We start from the raw sequence: 15,129 nt of genomic DNA on the forward strand, positions 1-15,129 counted from the left end.
AACCCCAAACCCCAAACCCCAAACCCCAAACCCCAAACCCCAAACCCCAAACCCCAAACCCCAAACCCCAAACCCCAAACCCCAGACTATGACCAGGCGGCTGCCGTGCTGCCCTGATGAAAAATCATCTGCCAGCCATGCGCTGAGGATAAAACCCAGTGGGACGAACGTAATGCGGCACGGCTGCCGTCTGGCTGCGCGGTGCGGTAAAGCAAAATGGCATGCTGGGTTCCGACCTCCATCAGTTGAAAGTCGCTGCTGATAATGGCCTGCGCGTTCTCTTCATTCATTAGCGCCGCGATGATTTGCTCACGGTTCAGCAGCGTGCCTGAAAGGGTGATCTCTTTAAATTCGGGATGCAGTCTCTGGTCAAGCCACGCTAAATCGTGGCGCTTTTCATGATGCAGACTGCATTCCAGCACCGTCAGGGCCGCCAGCAATGCGAGGTGAAGCGCACGCTCATCCTGACGCGGCGCGGAGTGGTGAATCACCTCAACCTGTGAATCGAGCTGAATCGCAGGATAATGTTCCTGCATTCCGGCCAGCAAGACCGCATCGGGCCATTCATCACCTTTGCCCAGATAGTGCGCGACGGATGACAGCGGCATGGTCACCACCTGCGCTACATCAACGATCACCCAGGTCGCAGGATCCTCGTTACTGACATAGCAAAGTGGTCCCGGCGTAATCTTCTGTTCCTGCCAGCGAATCGTATGGCGTTTTTCCCCCGCCCGCAGCGCTGTCATCAGGCGGGGTACAATGTTGAGCGTTTGCATCACGAAGCTCCGTGCGTTAACGGCGTTGCTCAACCCTGGCAGGATATGCGTCGCCCATCAACCTGCCGGGCAGGGATTAAAGCGCGACAGCCAGCACTGACGCAGTTCCCTGGCCTGCAGCGAAACGGCGGCCGTGTCGCTGGCATGGAAGCCATGAAAGGCACCGGGCCAGACGTGCAGCTCCACGGCAACGCCGGCACGGATCAGCCGTTGTGCATAATCGAGGTTCTCATCCAGAAACAGGTCCAGCGTGCCGACGCCGATCCAGGCAGGGGGAAGCCCGGCAAGGTTGCTGGCGCGTGCCGGTGCGGCATAAGGCGAGATCGTTTCGCTGCCGGGTTCCTCGCCCAGCAGGGCGGTCCAGCCAATACGATTGTATTCTCGCGTCCAGACAAACTCGCCGGTCACGGGATTGGGATGTGTTTCCGTCACCGTGCGGTCGTCCAGCATCGGGAACATCAGATTCTGGAAGGCCAGTTTGGGGCCATTGCGATCCCTTGCCAGCAGCGCCAGCGAGGCGGCCAGCCCGGCACCGGCGCTGTCGCCCATTAAGCCGATATGTGCCGGATCGATGCCCAGCCTGTCGGCCTGGCTTACCATCCAGTTCAGCACCGCATAGCCGTCCTCCAGCGATCCGGGAAACACCGTTTCCGGGGCCAGGCGATAGTCCACCGAGACCACCACGCAGTTCTGGCGCAGCGCCGTGGCACTGGTCAGTGAAAGCGACTGCTCCGGGCTGCCGAACAGGTGACCGCCGCCATGAATGTGCAAAATGCCCATGCGCTTTTCAGCGGCGGTTACGGGCGTTATCACACAGACTCTGACGGGGGGACGATCGGGAAATTCAATCTGCTGCTCATGGATGTGAAGCCCAAGGTCGCGATAAGACTGAACCTGCTTAACGGCAGCATCCTGACGCTGTTGGCGCAGTGCCACAATCGTTTCAGGCGTAAGTGCCAGCGGCGCGCTGTTTGCGAGAATGGGAAGTAACTCGGGATCGACTAAATGCAGCGTGTTCAAATCATTCCTCTCCTGAGGCTTAAGTGGCATTTGCCCGCTCTTTGCCCGTTAGCAGGCAAAGAGCGATAGCGGTGATGCTTAATCGTGCGCCGGGCGTTTTTGGCCCGTCAGAAGTTGTTCAAGCACGTCGATACGATGCCGTTGAGGCGTCGTAATGGCGTAGAAGCGCTCCTGCAGATCCGCAGACTGGCCGACGGTGACGAGCAATCCGCTACGCAGTTCATCCTGAACGACGACCTCGGGCAATACGGTGAGCCAGCCGCTGTCACGCGCGATCAGACGCAGCATCGCCATGTCATCGACTTCAGCGCGCACTCTGGGCCTTACGCCCGCTGTGGAACACAGCGCATCAAACTGCGCGCGCAAGGCATGGCGTGGGCCGGGCAGGGCAATCTCCACGCCATCCAAATCTTCCGGGATGCGCAGACTGCGCGATGCCCATTTGCTCGCCGGGCCGACCAAAGAGATGGACTGACTGCCCAGAAACACGAAGTGCAAAGGGCGATCGGTATCCACGGGAACGGTTTCATTGGCCAGCACCACATCGAGCTGATGTTGCATCAACCTGACCAGCAGGCCTTCCAGTAATCCGGACTCCAGCGTCAGCACCACACCAGGATCGGCAAGTGCAGGTCGAATCCAGTTTTCCTGATAGTTGCGCGACAGGGTTGCCACGCTGCCCACGCGCAGCCGTGTAACACCGGCAGACCGGCCTTTTAAGCGTCCCAACATCTCCTGACTGAGCCCAAAGATGTTATCGGCATAAGCCATGACCAACTGACCTGTGTCCGTCAGGATCAGGCGGCGGCCTTTACGGATTAACAAACTTTCTCCCAGCCGGTCCTCAAGCTGTCGGATTTGCACCGAAACGGCTGATTGTGAGGTCGCCAGCTCTTCGGCCGCCCGCGTCAGGTGCCCGAGCCTGGCGACTCGCCAAAAATAGAAAAGGTGATGAAAGTTCAGCTGATTAAGATTCATTTGTTCTGTTTTAGGTATCAATTTATTCAAATAAATATATTTTACAGAATAGTAACCGTCAATGAACATAGGCTCAGTCACATTCATAAGGGCTATGCGATGAATATCCTTGAAGTTTTATACCTGGTTTGTTTTTTGGCACCTGCTGTTTTAATGGCGGGCTTAGCAGGGCTGACACGTTTAAGTGGGATGTCTACAACGGCGCTGTGGCGTGTGCTGCAGATTGTGTCATATGGCGCCATTGCCTTCGCAGGCGTGTCCCTCGCCGCGGGCACCAGCGGGGCGCAATGGCCTGGTTTAGTAAAAGCAACGACGTTTGGCCTGGTGCTGGCTTTGATGGTACAACTGCTTGGCAAAGTCATCGCATCATTTTCTGTGCGTTACCTTGAAGGCGAAGCGAACCAGCGGCGCTACATTGGCGCACTGTCCGCTGTACTGGGTAGTGTTCATCTGCTCCTGCTGGCCGATAACTGGCTGCTACTCATTGCCGCCTGGGCCGCTGTAGGCCTGGCGCTACAGCAGCTGCTTTGCTTCTATCCCGATCGCCCCTTTGCCCTGTTTGCGGCACACAAAAAGTATATTGCTGACCGGATAGCAGACGTGATGTTGCTCGGCGCTTCCGCGCTGGCCTGGTGGGAAGTGGGCAGTTTCTCGCTGTCAGCTTTGTGGGCGCACATTGCCCAGCAGGGGGCGTCCGTGCCCTTGCAGGCGAGCGCCGTTTTGCTCGTGATGGCTGTTATTCTTCGCACGGCCTTGCTGCCGGTGCATGGCTGGTTGATACAGGTGATGGAAGCCCCGACGCCGGTATCTGCGCTCTTGCATGCAGGCGTCGTTAATCTTGGCGGCTTTGTCCTGATTCGCTTCGCCCCGATGTTAGAACAGGCAGGCGCTGCGCGCGTGTTGTTACTGATTTTCGCGCTGACGACCGCTGTACTGGCAGGCATTGTCATGTTGACGCGCATCAGCGTAAAAGTACGGCTGGCCTGGTCCACCGTCGCGCAGATGGGCTTCATGCTGCTTGAGTGCGCGCTTGGCCTTTACACCCTGGCAGCTCTGCATCTCATTGGCCATTCGCTCTACAAAGCCCATGCTTTCCTGTCCGCTTCAGAAAGCGTAAGACAAACTCGCCAGCAGACGCTGCACCGGACCTCGTTGCCCGGCACCCTGAGTGTGATGCTCGCCCCAGTGATGACGATTTCAGCGGTGTTTCTGGTGCTGAGGCTGGCAGATCTGGCCGCCTGGCCCTGGTGGTGGAGCGGGGTGTTGGGCATGGCGTGGGCACCCTTGCTGTGGTTGCCTGATGCGCAAGACGACGGCGCTTCACCTGCCTCACAGCTTCTTTTCGGGCTCTTCACTGTTATCGGCCTGTCGATGATTGCCCTGTTTCTGCATGCGCTGCCGCTCGGCCTGCAGGATGCCCCCGATGAACGTCTGGGCCTGATCGCGCTGACAGGAATGGCGGCCTTGTATCTGTGCCAGGTGTTGCTGCAAAAGCAGCCACAACGCCTGTCGCGCTGGCGTCGCTGGAGCTACGCGGGGTTTTACCTGGACGAAGCCTATACGCGCCTGACGCTGCTCCTGTGGCCAACGACCTGGGCATCCGGCAATGCCACGCCCGTTAAACCTGAAATGCCTGATGCACCTGTTGCTGACAGGCCGCGCTGAATAACCTGACAACCCGGAGCGTTTCCTGATGGATACACTGACCAACAAAGAGAAATCCGTGTCGGCGAGCCTGACGCAATCCGCACGCAATACAGATTCACGGCAGTCCGCCATTGAGCAAGCTTGCCACCGCGCCTGCCAGGCGATTGCACCGGCATGGCCACTGGATCGCGCCATCGCTGTCAATCCTCATTGGGCGCGTATTGGCATGCCGGTGCGCAGGGTGGCCGCGCGCATGGCTGCGCTCGGCGGTATTCAGGTTTTCCCACCGCGCGATCGGCAGATGCAGGCTTGGCGTGAGGGGCGTATTAGCGTTGCCGATCTCACCCAGGCGCTGCACCAGCTACCTGAGGCGCAAGCGGCCGGCCTGACGGTTGAACAGTGCACGCAGGCGCTGCAAGCAGGTAGCCTGCAAGTACAGTTACCGCTGCTGATCGATGTGCTCGACAACGATCCCCATCGCCACAAAAGGTTATCCTGGCGGCAAGCCATCACGCATCAGGTTAGCCAAACCTGTGCGGCTTACTTCGACGAACACCAGGCGAGCTGGCAGCCCGAGCGTCATCAGGGCTTATATGCCTTCTGGCTCGACACGCTGAAGCACGACCATGGCATTGGTCTGTTAATGGGCTTACCGAACATCAGGCAGGCTATCAAGACGTTACCGGATAACGCCGTGGACGCTGGAGGCTGGGTCATTGAGCGGCTTGGCCTGTCTGAAACCGTGTGGGCAGATTATCTGGAGTCGGTGCTGCTTACCGTTAATGGCTGGGCCTCCTGGTGCGCGTATCTCGGCTGGCAGGCAGGGTTGGCGGGCGGTAAGGATGCGCACCTGCGTGAGTTACTGGCTATTCGTCTGGCCTGGGGCATCATCCTTTTAGAATGCAAAGATGATGCCGCCACCCGGCAAGCATTTGCTTCCCTTCAGCAGGCCTGGGCTCAGGCTCCTCACGTGCTGGAGGAGACCGAATACGCGATGCGGGTTGACGAAGTGTGGCAGCTGGCGCTGGAGATTGGCTATCAGCGTGAGTTGGCGCATCGGCTGGCCACGGCTAAGGGGCAGGATGTGGACGCTGAGGCGATCGAAGTCCAGGCCGCTTTCTGCATTGATGTTCGCAGTGAACCGTTGCGCCGCGCCCTGGAGGCCGCGAGTCCTGGCGTTCAGACGCTCGGCTGTGCGGGGTTCTTCGGCCTTCCGGTTGCGTACACGCCTCTTGCTACCCAAGCCCGGCGCCCCCAGTTACCCGGCTTACTTGCGCCTTCCATCGACGTCAACGACCGAATTGTGAGCGCGAATTCGACGCCATCCCGTGCTGATACAGCGCTGCAAAACGCAGCCAGCAGATCGCGTCAGGCCCGATTTGCCATGGCCGACCAGTGGAATGCCGTTAGCCACTGGCCCGGTGCCGCCTTCTCCTTTGTGGAAGCGGTCGGACTGGGCTACTCCGTCAAGCTGGTGAAGGGGTTACTGCCGGGCAAAAAAGCACGAGCCAGGGACGATTTGGCTGGCCTGGCTGCGCGTTACCGCGCGATCTGCCGTCCACAGTTGGTTGGGCTGAATACAGAGGCTAAAGTTAAGCTGGCGGCGGGAGTTCTTCATGCCATGGGCCTGGCGCAACGTCTGGCTCCGACAGTGCTCCTTGTCGGTCATGGCAGCCAGTCAGCTAACAATGCTCACGCAGCGGCACTGGACTGTGGTGCCTGCTGTGGCCATACCGGCGAAGTGAATGCGCGCAGCCTGGCCCAGTTGCTCAATGAACCGGCGGTTCGCCAGGGGCTGAAACTGCAAGGCGTGGACGTTCCTGATTCAACGGCGTTCGTGGCTGCGCTGCACAACACGACCACCGATGAAATCGAGTGGTTCGATCTCGACCTGCTGCCCCAGGCGGCGCGTGCACGCTGTGAAAGGATACAACCGATTTTTCATCAAGCCTGCGACCAGGTACGCCGTGAGCGAGCGCCCGGCCTGCAACTGGACCCGCAAGCACGTGAGGATGTGTTACTGGGTCAGTTACGCCGTCGCGCTAACGACGGCGCGCAAACCCGACCGGAATGGGGACTCGCGGGCAACGCTGCCTTTCTGATCGCGCCGCGTCACCGTAGCCGCGGCGTAGTACTGAGCGGGCGCAGTTTTCTGCATGATTACGACGCCAGTCAGGATGTTGACGGTAGCCTGCTGGAGGGCTTAATGACCGCTCCGATGCTGGTTACACACTGGATCAACTGGCAGTATCACGCATCCACTTGCGATCCGCAGCGACTGGGCAGCGGCAACAAGGTGCTGCATAACGTGGTGGGTGGACGCATCGGCGTCTTTGAGGGCAACGGCGGCGATCTGCGCATCGGCTTGTCACGCCAGTCGCTCCACGACGGCGAGCGCTGGATGCACGAGCCGCTGCGCCTGACAGTGGTTATCGACGCACCGCAAACGGCCATTGAAGCGGTAATCGGAAAGCATGAGGTCATCCGGCAACTGCTGGATAACGGCTGGCTCCATCTGTGGCGCTTTGAGGCGGCAGGTTTGGCGCGCTATGCGCGCGGATGCTGGCTCGCACTGGACCTGTAGCGTACCTGAGGTCGTATTCGCCCCGAGCCGTTTGCGCGAAATCGAGCGGCTGCCTGTTCAGGGCAGCCTCTGCAAACGGCTGTTACCGCCCCTGAAGATAACGGATGCCGTGCCGGTACACATCTTCAGCCACTGCCGATGTACGGGGGATGACAAACGGCCCCAATGCTCTGTCGTGTTTGAGACGCGCAATCCAGGCTTGCTGACCTTCTGCCCCAGATAGGAATTTTACCGAAAAATACAGGCTGCTGGATTAAGTCGCCCGGCAGAGATCAACCGCGCCCTGCAACGCTGCGTGAGTGCGGGATAATCAGCATCAGGAGGCGTAATTTCTGTGGATGTCGTAGATATCACCGCATCGGCGATCACTTCGCACCAGGCGCAACGCCTGCGCCGCACGACATCAGCTTAAGAATGCGCGCGGGATCGTGTTCGCTGCGCGCGAGGAGGATACATCCACCGTTTTCCTGATGCGGATAGCGGTTTTGTTGGCGTCTTCACTGACGCATTAACAGGGAGCAGGGCGGTATGACCGCACAAATTACACATTTACAAATTTAAATGTGTAAATATAATGTTGTCTTTCTTTCTTCTCACAGGATAATTGTTATGTCGTCTCTCTTCGCGCCCCTGACGCTGGGTGATCTCAGCTTGCGTAACCGTATTGCGCTCCCACCGCTAACCCGTTGCCGCAGTGAGCAGCCGGGCAACGTACCCGGCACGATGATGGTGGACTACTATCGCCAGCGTGCCAGTGCGGGATTTATGGTAACCGAAGGGACGCAAATTGAGCCACGCGGACAGGGATATGCCTGGACACCTGGCATTCACAGCGAAGCACAAATCGCGGGTTGGCGAAAAGTAACCGACGCCGTTCATGCAGAAGGTGGGATCCTCTTTTGCCAGCTCTGGCACGTTGGTCGCGTATCGCACAATGAACTGCAGCCCGGAAAGCAGCCACCTGTTGCACCTTCAGCCGTTGCCGCCAGCGGCGTACGGGTGTTTATCGAAACCGGACCTGGTGCCGGTATTCTGACGGAACCCAGCATGCCGCGCGAGTTAACCACATCGGAAGTGAAAGCGATTGTGGCGATGTACCGTACGGCGGCGGAGAATGCCAAAAAAGCGGGCTTTGACGGTATCGAACTGCATGCCGCCAATGGTTATCTGATCAATCAGTTTATTTCTGAACATACTAACTTCCGCACCGATGAATATGGCGGTTCGCTTGATAACCGCCTGCGCTTCCTGCGTGAAGTCACCGAGGCCGTGAGTTCGGTGTTTGGCAGTCATCGTGTCGGCGTGCGTTTCGCGCCTCTGTTCTCAAGCACAGAGGAAGAGCGCGTTTATCTGGGGCTGGTGGAGAGCGATCCGCAGGCTACCTACCTCCGTGCGGCCCAGATGCTGAACGCGCTCGAAACGGGATATCTCTCCATCGCCGAAGCTGACTGGGACAACAGCCCGGATATGCCTGAAGATTTTCGCAAAGCGCTTCGCGAAGCCTTCCGTTCGCCCATTATGTATTCGGGCCGTTACACCAAAGAAAAAGCCGAGCGCATGCTGGAAAAGGGATGGGGAGATCTGTTTGGTTTCGGGCGCACGTTTATCGCTAACCCCGATTTACCGGCGCGTTTCAAAATGGGTTATCCGCTGAACGACGTCGATAGCGCCTCACTGTATGGTGGAAGCCAGAAAGGCTATACTGACTATCCTTTTTATTCTGCTTGAGGTTTGAAGACGGCATGACACCCGAAAATGCCATTAAATTACTGGCCAACCCGACACGGGTTGCGGTGCTCAAATGGCTTAAAAGCCCTGACGAAGCCTTTGCTGATTATTCTCAGCTCTATCCCTTCGATCAGTACGGTGTCTGTGCCAGTCTTATTCAGGACAAAGCGGGCCTTTCACAGCCCGCTACCTCACTGTGTCTTAAAGCGCTGCATGATGCCGGTCTGCTTGAGGCCAGTAAGGTAGGCAAATGGACCTACTATCGCCGACGCGAACAGGCGGTATGCGAGATGAATGAGGCGATCATCAGGTCTCTCCAGCAGCTGTAGGCGGCTTCTCAAAGAGGAATGCCCCTCTTAAAACCGTGCGTCAGACATTAAAATCACCCGCTTATGCGCACCTTCGCTTGCGGCGCAACGCTCACAGACTCGTGGAGAAACGTTCACAAAGCGCCCACAGTGGACTGGATGGATGCCGGAAGAGCAGGGGATACAGGCCGTTAACGTTTAATGTATGGTCAGATAAAACGTTAACCGTACCGCGATATTGCCTGTCGCTTTCAGGCCGCGTCCGGGCAGGGCAGGCTGAGAACCATCACCGTAACAGATTCACCCGCTACGAGACGTTGTTCACGTTCTTTCCAGCCTAAATTCCGGTAAAGCGCCTGCTTGTCAGGCGTATAGAGCCAGAGTTCAGAAATATTTCTTTCAGTAGCTAATTCAACGATGCGTTTTATTAATGCAGAGCCTATCCCCTTGCCACGATGCGTAGAATGGGTAACAACCTCGCCTAACCAGTACACGCGCTGGGGGTTATCTATAAGTTCATAAAGGATAAGGCTACCAGTAGCCGTCACCTTATTCTCAGCGTCCAGGGCAACCAGGGTAAACTGCTCTGTGTCTGAACTATTACGCTCGGTAAGACGCGTAAGTATCTGCCCGGATTCCGACCATGAAGACAGGTGAGACCACTCATCAAACAGTAACTCCGTCGTCTGATTAAGATAGTCCGGGTCATCCATAAGGTATTTGATGTACATTTTAGACCTGATAATCAACAATTTAATTTTTGTTATAACGTCTTCAGGTTCACGTTTCCATTAGATTCATTATCCGGTACGTATCAGTTTGACAGCCTGCAAGCTTCTTTATATTCAATTAAGAGAATTAGACTTCCCGCTTCTGGCATAAAGTAGACAGGCTGACTGAGCTGAAGGTCCGCTATGAGCGATAAGCGGACGCAAAACATCAGTTTCCCCCTTTTTCCATTGGCGTGAAAACATTCAGCTGGAAATCTCGCTGTTGCTGCACCTTATCTCTGTAAGCACAACAGCATTATAATCAACGGAATGATCGACCCGTGATATAGGGCTACCAAAAAATTCAACGCCCGACATAATCATATTGCAGATATTCTCTCGCTGTTTATTACTGAGGCTGTCCCACCAGTCAGGAGATGAGTATGTATTTTCAGCTTTTGTGAAGAAAAAATACAGGAGAGTGGTGAAAATCCTGTCTGCTGAAATCTTAATCAGTGATCGTATAAAACGTCTGATAATTGCTGAAGTTCCTAGCCAGCTGAATACTATATATCCTTTACCTTCGCCGGAAAAAGCATTGAAGCAGACCTGTTCCGCCGACACGTTAAGATCGTTCAAATCCTGAATCTTAGTGCCATCGAAATCCCTCTCTGGTGACAGAATTGACGAAACCGCAATGGGTAATGGATCTGAAAAAGTGAAGATTACACTTTCAATTTCTGAAAACTGTCTGCTAAGAAGAATGCGGTCGAGGTTAGTTTTAAGATTACTAAGTTCATTTATTGCTGCATTCAGACCGCTTTGATGCAAGCTGACATATTCCTGAATATTAAGCTGATCGGCCTGTGGCTTACCTTTATCGGCATTTCTAGCAAAATCGGAAGACCGCCGCCCCCCCTCCTTGGCATAAATTTCTTTAGACAACGAACGAAACATTAGTGCAAAACACTGCTCATCCGTGCCTGTAAATTTTTCGTTCTCTAGGCATGAAAATAAGACTCTGTCGTGAACTGCACAAAATCCGGTGAAAGTGGATGCCTGATTTATACCGATCTTCTCGGGAATCCATCTTCCTTTGTTTCTCATTAGGCTCGGAAGGTTCATTACTACGCCCATGACATGATTACTAGAATCAGCAATCGCTTTAAGGCTGCTGCTCTTTGACAGCGTATGTGCCTGAACGATGCGTTTATCACAATCTTCATGCATGGATGCTGGCGCATAACACGCCTTCCTCTGGGAATTAGACTTTGAAAAGTTCAGGGCTTCGGCTTTGGATACCGGAGTTTCACGGTCTCGATCGAGATGGCATTTTTTATACTTAATTCCTGAATTGCACCAGCACTTATCATTTCTTCCTATCTTCACTTTATCGTTTTCCACGCAATTAATGCTCTAACAAAAACATTCACTGAAATTAGGTATAATTTACCACTCCGGCAGCTAAAAGATCACCTACTACATGCTTAGGAATAAATCTTCTTGGTACCACTATTGCTATCTATTCTTAAATCAGGTGTTGCCTATGTGCGAAGGGTTGGCGAAGTATAGCTGCCGAAATGTGTGGCCTTACCCACCAATAGTGAACAAGCAACTATACGTGAATTCCCCCCCCTAAACCTAAGGTTAATGACTCATGGTAATACAATATTATCCTGCATTAATGACCAATCCCGTATGTTAAATTTTTCTCGATCAAACGACCGCTCTTGGCACATTACGGAAGCCGAGGATATAGGGTACGTCGGGATATGGGGGGTATCGAAATCCGCCTGTGCGAGCAGGGACGGAGCTTCGTTAAGCCGCTTAACCTTAATGTTAATGGATTTATACAATTAGTAAGGATACGCAAAGCTTTTATTTCTCTCTGAAGAAAAGTGATAGCGTCAGATCAAAACACAGGAGAGACAGATGAGTTTACCAATGCCATGGAGTTTAGCTGGACGCCTCTTCAAATGGGGCAGGGAAAAGATCACACGATTATGGTTACTGAAAACCTATCAGAAATCGCATGAGTATAAATTCAAGCGCTATCAGTTAGGCGCATACTGGAAACCACTGGGTGAGTATTTAGAGTACTCGGTGCGGCTTGCTCATTCAGCCGATCATGAGTCGGTTAAATCCCGCGTGGCGTTCCGGGCAAAAGGGGAGCTTGTGGAGAACCTCTCGCTTTATTTTGAGGCGTCAGGGCATGGTATCCGTTACCAGCAGAAAATTGAGCTGGTCAATCTGGACCAGTCCGTGCTGATTGTTAACCTAAACCAGATACCACGTCAGGAACTAATGGAGGTTTCTGAACGCGGAATTTATTTTTCAATTACTGAAACACAGTTTATTCAGTGCGTCATTACGCTACCTCGTGGCAAAAAACAGGCATCTTTTAACTCACAACGGTTTTCTCTGATGCATGGCTGGATGTTAAGAGACACATGGGAAAGACGCTGGGGCGTGGTTTGGAACTGTAATGCAATTGAGGACGCAAAAAATGAAATGAAGTCATACTGGCGCTGGCGACTGGGAGAATACCGCTATTTCTCGCTTAACTATCCGAGATTTAGACCCCTTACTTTGAATGGTGTGTTCCGAAAAGGCCTGTGTAGACTGCTTATTAACCCCTATTTTATAACGCTGCAGTTCTGGCTGGCGATACACTCCGGGCGATATGCTCTGGGCGATGGCAGGCTTATGTTTAGCCGTAAGAGAATTAAAAAAATGAAGTTACGTAAAACGGCAAGGCTCTGATTTCTGCTGCCGTGTTATACACTCCGGATCACCCTGAGCCGTTCTCTCGTTTACTAAGACAAACGCTAAGTAACGTCCGCTCTTGGCACAAAGCGGACGTTCGCAGTTATTCTGAAGCAGGCTGAAGTTTGTCACATTGTCGCGTATTGCTTAACAGGTGGCGGGTCACTGCAGACAATGTAAGTATCTAGGATCGCTTCTCACGGCCAGCTTTATTGCCAAAAAATTAATTAAATATCAGTTAAGGAAAGTTAGGGTGCCATAACCCAGCTGGTCATACCCGCCACTGTTCGGGCCGTAATTACCGCCTCCACCCTCAAGGCCCTCCTTCTCCAGCGCCACCTTTATCTCTGGTGCGCTGAGATGCATAAGCTGTACATAATGTCCGTACAACAATGCCCACACAGGTCTTATTTCTCCACGACCTTTGTCTGAAATAACTGACTGTGCGACGTCACTGTTATGGTAAACAGTATAAGGGACGCTGATTCCTGAATTATATCTGGCTACGTAGCGGGCCGCCCCGAGTAAGCGATTATTATAGGCACCAAACAGGTCATCACCCTGGTTCCAGGCAAGCTGACAGATGGTTCCTGCCAGACCAATGCCGAGCAACGTGTGCGCCTGATCTCGCCCGCTCTCCTGCCACTGGACAAGTCCGTCAGGATAAACTTTCCATGCAGCTTTTCTGAGCGCGCCGTTACCGTTTCCATCAAGATAGTAGTGCCGGGCCTTTTCATAAAAATCTTTTCGGTCTGCATAGATACCAATAGCCATCAGTGAAGCGGTACTAGACAGGTCCCAGTTTGCCCAGTAGTGGTCCGTTTTTGCGCCGTTATGATGCTCAAGAAAGGCGATGTTCATGGGTGCAAACACCGTAACGAGCATATTTCTGATCGCCTTTTGCTGAGAAGCTGAGAAGTCGGATGACCCCCGAAGCGTTTCGGCTGCGACAGCAAGCTGGTAGCCGTAGAGTCCGGCCGCGAGAAATTTATCTGATGTTCCGTCAATGGATCGCAGTTTTTCCGCCCACTGAGTGAGAATATAAACGGCCCGCTTTGCACGTGAGTCGTCTCCGCTCAACCGCCAGTCCAGAGCTAGAGCATATGCGGCCGCAGCGTCATTAAAGAGGAGTGCGTAATTTTCTTTTGGATGGCCTGCCGCCGTGCCCCTGTAAAGAACAGCCACAGGATGAGGCGTATAGTCAGGTGAATCATGCGCATTACTGCGTAATAACGCAAAATCTGAAGACCAGGGTTGATGTCCTTCTTTTACTTCCAGAGCTGTTTTTTTGAAGTCATCAGCCGTGTTTAATGCACCAGGATGGATAAACGAACCATTTTCAGAAAAACACGAAGGTGAAAGTCCAAAAAAGAACATGGCTGTAATAATCGCGTTTTTACTTTTCATCATGTTAGCTCATTTATCCCGATATTTTATCGTACGAAAGTAATACAGCTTAAACCCGCATCTCTTTTGACATGCTACCCCTTAAACTGGTTCCCGCCGAAGTTAGCAACGCGAGCTTATGGCACAATCGCTGGTCAAATCAAAGCCAGTAAGCAGCGCAAAACAAACAAGAAGATTGCAACTTTCATCCATATGCAGAATCCAGAAATGGATTACGCAATACCTGAGGGGTTCAGGGGAAGGTGAGATGGTCATTCGTCCGCTTTGAGCGATCTGCGGACATTGTTAACAGCGTTCTGTGGAAGAGCAGGTTATCGCCACCCGCATTGGCCAGAAAGTGTCCTTAGTGCAGAATGTAAGCAATCAGTATGCGTTCATGTCCCACACTTCCTTAAGACCGTGTGTCACTCACTTTATAAAAAAAATCAGGCATATAGCGTACTTATAACCTGATCTGCTACCCGTTGATTCACAGGGGCTGTTATTATCTACTTCCGCCTCTGGCATGGAGAAAACATCCAGGGCAATAAGGACAGAAGCTGTACCGGTGTCATAAGGGGCACTCAGGAAATTCTGTCCAGTCTAAGCAGACTGAAAACACTGGAGCGGCTCATGGATATTCATTTCGCAGACATCTCCCCGGACAGCTCAGGATTTGTTGAATTGCGAACGCAGAGCATGACTGAAGGATTGAACATGCTGCGTCGGCTAGAAGAAAATTGGCTCAGCGGCTATAACCGTTTTGACAGGCCTGGAGAAAAACTGATTGGGGCTTATGTTGATCGTTTGATTGTTGGCGTGTGTGGGCTTAACGTCGATCCTTTTACACAAGAAACTGGTGTCGGTCGTCTACGGCATCTTTATGTAGACACTGAATGGAGAAAAAATCGGATTGGCAGTGGTCTACTCAATGAAATTCTGAAAGATGCTGGCCGCTGGTTTGATTTTATCAACACGAATGCACCTTCATCAGCATTCACTTTCTATGAACGAGCTGGTTTTGTAGCTTTATCAGGTGTAGAAAAAGTTACACATCAGTTATGCCTGAAAAACCCAGCACGGCACTTCCTCAGGTACTGAACACAAATATGCTGAGTGGCTGCCGAAACACCTTACGGAGATTAAAGTACCTGACTGGCAGCTATGAGCGAAGAACGAACCTTCGAGATTGTTCTTAAGCCCTTCTAAGGTAATCTGATATCTGT

At 53.3% G+C, this 15,129-nt stretch carries 12 protein-coding genes; 6 read left to right on the top strand and 6 right to left on the bottom strand.

What is annotated here, in order from left to right:
- Nucleotides 1–86: 86 nt before the first annotated feature.
- The 3 genes from NYE92_RS01720 to NYE92_RS01730 form a co-directional block, all read right to left on the bottom strand.
- Nucleotides 87–776, bottom strand: a complete 690-nt coding sequence (locus NYE92_RS01720; RefSeq protein WP_064373555.1) for a DUF4440 domain-containing protein — start codon at nucleotides 774–776, stop codon at nucleotides 87–89.
- 57 nt (nucleotides 777–833) lie between these two features.
- Nucleotides 834–1,796 (bottom strand): alpha/beta hydrolase, encoded by a 963-nt coding sequence (locus NYE92_RS01725; protein WP_259018439.1) that lies wholly within the window; start codon nucleotides 1,794–1,796, stop codon nucleotides 834–836.
- A gap of 78 nt (nucleotides 1,797–1,874) precedes the next feature.
- Nucleotides 1,875–2,861 carry a LysR family transcriptional regulator gene (locus NYE92_RS01730; RefSeq protein ID WP_309600921.1) on the bottom strand — a complete coding sequence of 329 codons (987 nt, stop codon included), beginning with the start codon at nucleotides 2,859–2,861 and terminating at the stop codon, nucleotides 1,875–1,877.
- A gap of 12 nt (nucleotides 2,862–2,873) precedes the next feature.
- Between NYE92_RS01730 and NYE92_RS01735 the strand changes: the two genes are divergently transcribed.
- The 4 genes from NYE92_RS01735 (at nucleotide 2,874) to NYE92_RS01750 (ending at nucleotide 9,062) form a co-directional block, all read left to right on the top strand.
- The gene (locus NYE92_RS01735; RefSeq protein WP_259018440.1) at nucleotides 2,874–4,439 is read left to right on the top strand and encodes an NADH-quinone oxidoreductase subunit L; all 1,566 of its coding nucleotides are present in this window, start codon (nucleotides 2,874–2,876) and stop codon (nucleotides 4,437–4,439) included.
- Between the two features lie 28 nt (nucleotides 4,440–4,467).
- The gene (locus NYE92_RS01740) at nucleotides 4,468–7,005 is read left to right on the top strand and encodes a YbcC family protein (RefSeq protein WP_259018441.1); all 2,538 of its coding nucleotides are present in this window, start codon (nucleotides 4,468–4,470) and stop codon (nucleotides 7,003–7,005) included.
- Nucleotides 7,006–7,614: 609 nt separating this feature from the next.
- Nucleotides 7,615–8,733, top strand: coding sequence for an alkene reductase (locus NYE92_RS01745; protein ID WP_014606073.1), 1,119 nt, complete (start codon nucleotides 7,615–7,617; stop codon nucleotides 8,731–8,733).
- A gap of 14 nt (nucleotides 8,734–8,747) precedes the next feature.
- Nucleotides 8,748–9,062, top strand: coding sequence for a helix-turn-helix transcriptional regulator (locus tag NYE92_RS01750; RefSeq protein WP_014606072.1), 315 nt, complete (start codon nucleotides 8,748–8,750; stop codon nucleotides 9,060–9,062).
- 230 nt (nucleotides 9,063–9,292) lie between these two features.
- Here NYE92_RS01750 and NYE92_RS01755 read toward each other — a convergent pair whose 3' ends face one another.
- Together NYE92_RS01755 and NYE92_RS01760 are read right to left on the bottom strand one after the other, a co-directional pair.
- Nucleotides 9,293–9,772, bottom strand: a complete 480-nt coding sequence (locus tag NYE92_RS01755) for a GNAT family N-acetyltransferase (protein WP_176017871.1) — start codon at nucleotides 9,770–9,772, stop codon at nucleotides 9,293–9,295.
- 243 nt (nucleotides 9,773–10,015) lie between these two features.
- Nucleotides 10,016–11,155, bottom strand: a complete 1,140-nt coding sequence (locus NYE92_RS01760) for a YecA family protein (protein WP_014606071.1) — start codon at nucleotides 11,153–11,155, stop codon at nucleotides 10,016–10,018.
- A gap of 528 nt (nucleotides 11,156–11,683) precedes the next feature.
- Between NYE92_RS01760 and NYE92_RS01765 the strand changes: the two genes are divergently transcribed.
- Nucleotides 11,684–12,514 carry a hypothetical protein gene (locus NYE92_RS01765; protein WP_014606070.1) on the top strand — a complete coding sequence of 277 codons (831 nt, stop codon included), beginning with the start codon at nucleotides 11,684–11,686 and terminating at the stop codon, nucleotides 12,512–12,514.
- Between the two features lie 237 nt (nucleotides 12,515–12,751).
- On the opposite strand, the gene NYE92_RS01770 is transcribed toward NYE92_RS01765, so the two are convergent.
- The gene (locus NYE92_RS01770; protein ID WP_014606069.1) at nucleotides 12,752–13,927 is read right to left on the bottom strand and encodes an alginate lyase family protein; all 1,176 of its coding nucleotides are present in this window, start codon (nucleotides 13,925–13,927) and stop codon (nucleotides 12,752–12,754) included.
- A 609-nt stretch (nucleotides 13,928–14,536) separates the two neighbouring features.
- Between NYE92_RS01770 and NYE92_RS01775 the strand changes: the two genes are divergently transcribed.
- Nucleotides 14,537–15,004: a GNAT family N-acetyltransferase gene (locus NYE92_RS01775; RefSeq protein ID WP_014333122.1), complete on the top strand. Its 468-nt coding sequence runs from the start codon at nucleotides 14,537–14,539 to the stop codon at nucleotides 15,002–15,004.
- Nucleotides 15,005–15,129: the final 125 nt, after the last annotated feature.

It is taken from the genome of Pantoea sp. B566 (assembly GCF_024793925.1).
GTDB lineage: Bacteria > Pseudomonadota > Gammaproteobacteria > Enterobacterales > Enterobacteriaceae > Pantoea > Pantoea ananatis.